Genomic DNA, 6,668 nt, shown 5'->3' on the forward strand with positions numbered 1-6,668 from the left:
CAAGCTGCACCAGTGCGGCCTGCCGAAGAAGATGGCGCTCGAGCTGTTCAAGCCGTTCATCTATGCGCGGCTGCAGACGCTCGGCCAGGCGGCGACCGTCAAGCAGGCGAAGAAGCTGGTCGAGAAGGAGAAGCCGGAAGTCTGGGACGTGCTCGACGAGGTCATTCGCGAGCATCCGGTGCTGCTCAACCGTGCGCCGACGCTGCACCGTCTGGGCATCCAGGCGTTCGAGCCGGTGCTGATCGAGGGCAAGGCCATCCAGCTGCACCCGCTGGTCTGCTCGGCCTACAACGCGGACTTCGACGGCGACCAGATGGCCGTCCACGTCCCGCTGTCCGTGGAGGCGCAGATCGAGTGCCGCGTTTTGCTCATGAGCACCAACAACATCCTGTCCCCGGCCAACGGATCGCCCATCATCGTGCCCAGCCAGGACATCGTGCTCGGCCTGTACTACCTCACCGCCGAACGCTCCTTCGAGAAGGGCGAGGGCAAGTGCTTCTCCGACAAGTGGGAGGTTATCGCCGCCCTGGATGCCGGGGTCGTCAGCCTGCACTCGCGCGTCGAGGTGCGCCTGGACGGGCGCATGGTGCGCACCACCCCGGGCCGGATGATCGTCTCCGAGCTGTTGCCCGAAGAGGTGCCCTTCGAGATGGTCAACTGCCTGCTGGACAAGGGCAATATCAAGCGCCTTGTGGGCGAGACCTACCGCGTGGCCGGGACCAAGGCCACGGTCATCCTGTGTGACCGCTTAAAGGACCTGGGCTACGAGTACGCCACCCGCGCGGGCGTCACCGTCGGCGTCAAGGACCTGCGCATCCCCGACAGCAAGTACACGATCCTCAAGGACTCCACCGACGAGGTGGATACCATCGAATCCCAGTACCGCGACGGCATCATCACCCGCACGGAGAAGTACAACAAGGTCATCGACGTGTGGACCAAGGCGACCAACGACGTGTCGCGCGAGATGATGCAGGAGATGTCCGTCGACCTGATCACCGACGAGAAGAGCGGCAAGGTGGAGAAGAACTCCAGCTTCAACCCGATCTTCATGATGGCCAACTCCGGCGCGCGAGGCAACGTCGACCAGATGCGCCAGCTGGCGGGCATGCGCGGCCTGATGGCCAAGCCGTCCGGCGAGATCATCGAGACGCCCATCACCTCGAGCTTCCGCGAGGGGCTCTCGGTGCTCCAGTACTTCATCTCCACCCACGGCGCACGCAAGGGCCTGGCCGACACGGCCCTCAAGACGGCCAACTCCGGCTACCTGACCCGCCGCCTGGTGGACGTGGCCCAGGATGTCATCGTCTCCGAGATCGACTGCGGCACCGTGGACGGCCTGGAGGTCGGCGACCTGATCAAGGCCGGCGACATCAAGATGAAGCTCTCGGCGCGCGTGCTGGGCCGTACGGCCCTGCACCCGGTGACCCACCCCGAGACGGGCGAGGTCATCGTGCCCGCGGGCCAGCTCATCGACGAGACCCTGGCTCTGGAGATCGAGAAGGCCGGCGTCAGCTCGGTGACCATCCGCTCCGGCCTGACCTGCCGCAGCCAGCACGGCGTCTGCTCCACCTGCTACGGCCGCGACCTGGCCCGGGGCCATGTGGTCAACGTCGGCGAAACCGTGGGCATCATCGCCGCCCAGTCCATCGGCGAGCCCGGCACCCAGCTGACCATGCGCACCTTCCACATCGGCGGCACGGCCTCCAAGGAGGTCGAGCAGTCCTCGCACATCGCCCAGCACAGCGGCCGGGTCATCCTGTCGCGCGTGAAGGTCGTCAAGAACAAGGACGGCCGGGCCATGGTCATGGGCAAGTCCGGCCAGGTGGGCGTGGTGGACGAGGAGGGCCGCGAGCGCGAGAAGTATGTGCTGCCCTCGGGCGCGGTGCTCCATGTGGAGGCCGGACAGGAGGTGCGCAAGGGCGCCGTCCTGGCCGAGTGGGACCCCTTCAACGAGCCCTTCGTCTCCGACGTGGAAGGCACCGTGCGCTTCAACGACATCGTGGAAGGCAAGACCGTCCAGGAGAACCTGGACGACGCCACCATGCGCACCAGCCTGACCATCATGGAATACCGCACCACCAACTTCAAGCCGAGCATCGCCATCGTCGACGACGCGGGCGAGGTCAAGATCCGCCCCGGCTCCCAGGGCACCAAGGCCCACTATCCGCTGCCCGTTGGCGCCATTCTCATGGTCCAGGACGGCGACCGGATCGGCGCGGGCGACATCATCGCCCGCAAGCCGCGCGAAACCTCCAAGACCAAGGACATCGTCGGCGGTCTGCCCCGCGTGGCCGAGCTGTTCGAAGTCCGCAAGCCCAAGGACCTGGCCGTGGTCTCCGAGATCGACGGCATCGTTTCCTACGGGCCGGAGAGCAAGGGCAAGCGCAAGATCATCGTCGCCCCCGAGGTCGGCGATCCGCGCGAGTACCTGATCCCCAAGGGCAAGCACATCACCGTCACCGAGGGCGACTTCGTGGAGGCGGGCGAACTGCTCACCGAGGGCCATCCCGAGCTGCACGACATCCTGGCCATCAAGGGCGAGAAGCACCTGGCCAACTACCTGGTGGAAGAAATCCAGGACGTGTACCGCTTCCAGGGCGTGACCATCAACGACAAGCACATCGAGATCATCGTGCGCCAGATGCTGCGCAAGGTGAACATCCTCGACCCGGGCGACAGCAGCTTCCTCGCTGGCGAGCATGTGGACAAGTACCGCTTCGGCGAGGAGAACCGCAAGGTGCTCAAGATGGGCATGAAGCCCGCCGTGGCCGAGCCTCTGGTCCTGGGCATCACCCAGGCCTCGCTGACCACCGACTCCTTCATCTCCGCGGCCTCCTTCCAGGAGACCACCAAGGTGCTCACCGAAGCCTCGCTCATGGGCAAGGCCGACAGCCTGCGCGGCCTGAAGGAGAACGTCATCGTCGGCCGGCTGATCCCCGCGGGGACGGGCTACCGCAGGTACATGGACTGCGACATCTCCGTGCCCGAGCAGCCCGAGAAGCCCGACAAGTTCCTGGAGGACCTGGAGGACAGTCCGCTGCTCATCGACGGCGGGTTCTAGGCCGCCGGAAACGGCGTACAGCGACGAGAGCGGGGGGCTTCGGCCCCCCGCTTTTTTTGGGCGCGGGGCGCCGCGTTCCGGACTGAGGCTTTCGTTGCGCTCATGGGGCCGGGCCGAGGGGGTGGGGCCGGGCCGAGGGCTGTGGGGCCGGGCCGAGGGGCCGGGGTGCGGGAAATTTTTTGCGCACATTGCTTGACAAGGCCGGGCGGGTCCTCTATGGATATGCGTCTGCGAGTTGGAACATACCGCTCCCGCAGGGAGTGGACGTCCGCTGCTCATCGATCCCCTCGGGGATCCTCTGGGAGTGGAAGATATCCTTGCCATGAAGAGCAGGGGGATTCTTCCCCCTGCTCTTTTAAGTTTTTGAGGCTGGCGTCGAATGGCCGGAAGTACCGGGACCAGAGAGACGCCGATCCGTCGGGTGACGGGCGCGCCGGTTGCGCCGCCCGAGCCGTAAATCAGGATGGAGGAGCTTGATGCCGACCATCAACCAGTTGGTCCGCAAGAAGCGGAATTTGCAGCTCAAGAGAAAGAAGACTCCTGCCCTGCAGGAATGCCCCCAGCGCCGTGGCGTGTGCACCCGCGTGTACACCACGACCCCCAAGAAGCCGAACTCGGCTTTGCGCAAGGTCGCCCGCGTGCGCCTGACCAATGGCATCGAGGTGACCTCGTACATTCCGGGCGAGGGGCACAACCTGCAGGAGCACTCCGTGGTCATGATCCGCGGCGGCCGCGTCAAAGACCTGCCCGGCGTGCGTTACCACATCATCCGCGGCACCCTGGATACCTCCGGTGTCGCCGACCGTCGCAAGAGCCGTTCCAAGTACGGCGCCAAGCGTCCGAAGTAACGAAGGGAGTAGCGATCAATGCCCAGAAAAGGTCCCGTTCCCAAGAGGGAAGTCCTGCCCGATCCGGTCTATCACAGCGTTCTGGCGGCCCGGTTCATCAACCGTCTCATGTTTGACGGCAAGAAGAGCACGGCCGAGACGATCTTCTACAAGTCCCTGGTCATCCTTGGCGAAAAGGCCCAGGAAGACCCCATCCGGGCCTTCGAGAAGGCCGTGGACAACGTCAAGCCGCACGTCGAGGTCAAGTCCCGCCGTGTGGGCGGCGCGACCTACCAGGTGCCCGTCGAGGTTCGTCCCGAGCGCGGTGTGGCCCTGGCCATCCGCTGGCTGATCAACTACGCCCGCTCCCGGGGCGAGAAGGGCATGGTCGCCCGCCTGTCCGGCGAGCTGCTCGAGGCCTACGGCAACCGGGGCGGCGCCGTGAAAAAGAAGGAAGACACCCACCGCATGGCCGACGCCAACAAGGCGTTCGCGCACTACCGCTGGTAGGGCTTGGAGTTACCTGTGGCACGAGTTGTCCCCATTCCGAAACAGAGAAACATCGGTATCATGGCCCACATCGACGCGGGCAAGACCACGACCACCGAGCGTATTCTCTTTTATACCGGCGTTTCCCACAAGATCGGTGAAGTCCACGACGGCCAGGCCACCATGGACTGGATGGAGCAGGAGCAGGAGCGCGGCATCACCATCACCTCCGCCGCCACCATCTGCTATTGGCGTGAGCACCGCATCAACATCATCGACACCCCCGGGCACGTCGACTTCACTATGGAAGTCGAGCGCTCCCTGCGCGTGCTCGACGGGGCCGTCGCCGTGTTCGACGCCGTCGCCGGCGTGGAGCCGCAGTCCGAGACGGTGTGGCGCCAGGCCGACCGCTACAAGGTCCCCCGCGTCTGCTTCGTCAACAAGATGGACCGCGTGGGCGCGGACTTCTTCCGTTGCTGCGACATGATCAAGAACCGCCTGGGCGCCAAACCCGTGCCGTTGCAGCTCCCCATCGGTTCCGAGGACGAGTTCCGCGGCGTCGTGGACCTCATCCGCGGCAAGGCGATCCTCTTCGACGACCAGTCCATGGGCGCCAACCACAACTTCGTGGACATCCCCGAGGACATGCTCGACCTCTACGAGACGATGCGCCAGGAAATGCTGGACGCCGTCGCCGAGGAGGACGATGCTCTCATGGAGAAGTACCTCGGCGGCGAGGAGCTGACCGAGGAGGAAATCATCACCGGTGTGCGCAAGGCGACCACCAACCTGATCATCGTGCCCGTGCTGTGCGGCTCGGCCTTCAAGAACAAGGGCGTGCAGCCCCTGCTCGACGCCGTGGTGGACTTCCTGCCCTCGCCGGTGGACATCCCGGCCATGCGCGGCGTGAACCCCGACAACGGAAACGAGATCGTCTGCGAGTGCGACGATTCCAAGCCTCTGGCGGCCCTGGCCTTCAAGCTGTTCTCCGATCCCTACGTCGGGCACCTGACCTTCCTGCGCATCTACTCCGGCTTCGTTGAGTCCGGCATGACCGTGCTCAACGCCGCCACGGGCAAGAAGGAGCGCATCGGGCGCCTGCTCAAGATGCACGCCAACAAGCGCGAAGAGATCAAGTGGGCTGGCGCGGGCGACATCGTCGCCGCCGTGGGCCTGAAATACGCCTCCACCGGCGACACCCTGTGCGCCCTGAACTCCTCGGTGATGCTGGAGTCCCTGGACATCCCCGAGCCGGTCATCGAGGTGGCCATCGAGCCCAAGACCAAGGCGGACCGCGACACCCTGTCCGACGCCCTGGCCAAGCTGGCCAAAGAGGATCCGAGCTTCCGCGTCAAGGGTGACGAGGAAACCGGCCAGACCCTCATCGCGGGCATGGGCGAGCTGCACCTTGAGATCATCGTGGACCGCCTGCTGCGCGAGTTCTCGGTCAACGCCAACGTGGGCGCGCCGCGCGTGGCCTACCGCGAGACCCTGACCAAGCCCAACAAGGTGGACCACAAGTACGCCAAGCAGTCTGGCGGCCGCGGCCAGTACGGCCACGTCGTCATCGAGGTCGAGCCGAACCCGGCCAAGGGCTACGAGTTCGTCAACGCCATCACCGGCGGTGTCATTCCCAAGGAATACATCCCGGCCGTCGATAAAGGCATCCAGGAGGCCCTCACCTCGGGCACCATGGCGGGCTACCCCGTGGTGGACGTGAAGGTCTCCCTGGTCTTCGGTTCCTACCATGAGGTCGACTCCTCGGAGCAGGCGTTCAAGGTCGCCGGCTCCATGGCCGTCAAAGAGGCCCTCAGGGGCGCGTCCCCCGTGCTGCTGGAACCGATCATGTCCGTCGAAGTCGTTTCGCCCGACGAGTATCTGGGCGATGTCATGGGCGACCTGAACTCCCGCCGCGGCCGTGTCTCGAACATGGAAGCCCGCGCCGGGGCCCAGGTGGTCCGGGCCAACGTGCCGCTCTCCGAAATGTTTGGCTACGCCACCGACCTGCGGTCCAAGACCCAGGGCCGGGCGACGTTCACCATGCAGTTCGACCATTACGAGCGGGTTCCGGCGGGCTTGGCTGAAGAAATCATGAAGAAGAACTAGGGGGTGCCATAATGGGCAAAGCGAAATTCGAACGCAAGAAGCCTCACGTCAACGTGGGGACCATTGGTCACATCGACCACGGCAAGACCACCCTGACCGCCGCGATCACCAAGATCGCCGCCCTGCGTGGCGGCGGCGCCTTTGTGGCCTTCGACGAGATCGACAAGGCCCCCGAGGAGAAG

At 65.1% G+C, this 6,668-nt stretch carries 5 protein-coding genes; all 5 read left to right on the forward strand.

All coding sequences use genetic code 11. The annotated features are described in order from the left end of the window. The coding region (gene rpoC / locus M0P34_RS12685; RefSeq protein ID WP_291499712.1) for a DNA-directed RNA polymerase subunit beta' at positions 1-3,064 on the forward strand (3,064 nt) is incomplete at its 5' end. A 476-nt stretch (positions 3,065-3,540) separates the two neighbouring features. Then, a complete protein-coding gene (gene rpsL / locus M0P34_RS12690; protein WP_028588271.1) occupies positions 3,541-3,912 on the forward strand; it encodes a 30S ribosomal protein S12 in 372 nt (123 codons plus the stop codon). Between the two features lie 18 nt (positions 3,913-3,930). Beyond that, positions 3,931-4,401, forward strand: coding sequence for a 30S ribosomal protein S7 (rpsG, locus tag M0P34_RS12695; protein ID WP_291499713.1), 471 nt, complete (start codon positions 3,931-3,933; stop codon positions 4,399-4,401). Positions 4,402-4,416: 15 nt separating this feature from the next. Then, complete coding sequence (gene fusA / locus M0P34_RS12700) at positions 4,417-6,486, forward strand: elongation factor G (protein ID WP_291499714.1); 2,070 nt, start codon at positions 4,417-4,419, stop codon at positions 6,484-6,486. Between the two features lie 11 nt (positions 6,487-6,497). After that, a partial coding sequence (locus M0P34_RS12705) for a GTP-binding protein (protein ID WP_291498128.1) occupies positions 6,498-6,668 on the forward strand: 171 nt, incomplete at its 3' end.

Source organism: Desulfocurvus sp., from assembly GCF_023230885.1.
Taxonomy (GTDB): domain Bacteria; phylum Desulfobacterota; class Desulfovibrionia; order Desulfovibrionales; family Desulfovibrionaceae; genus Desulfocurvus.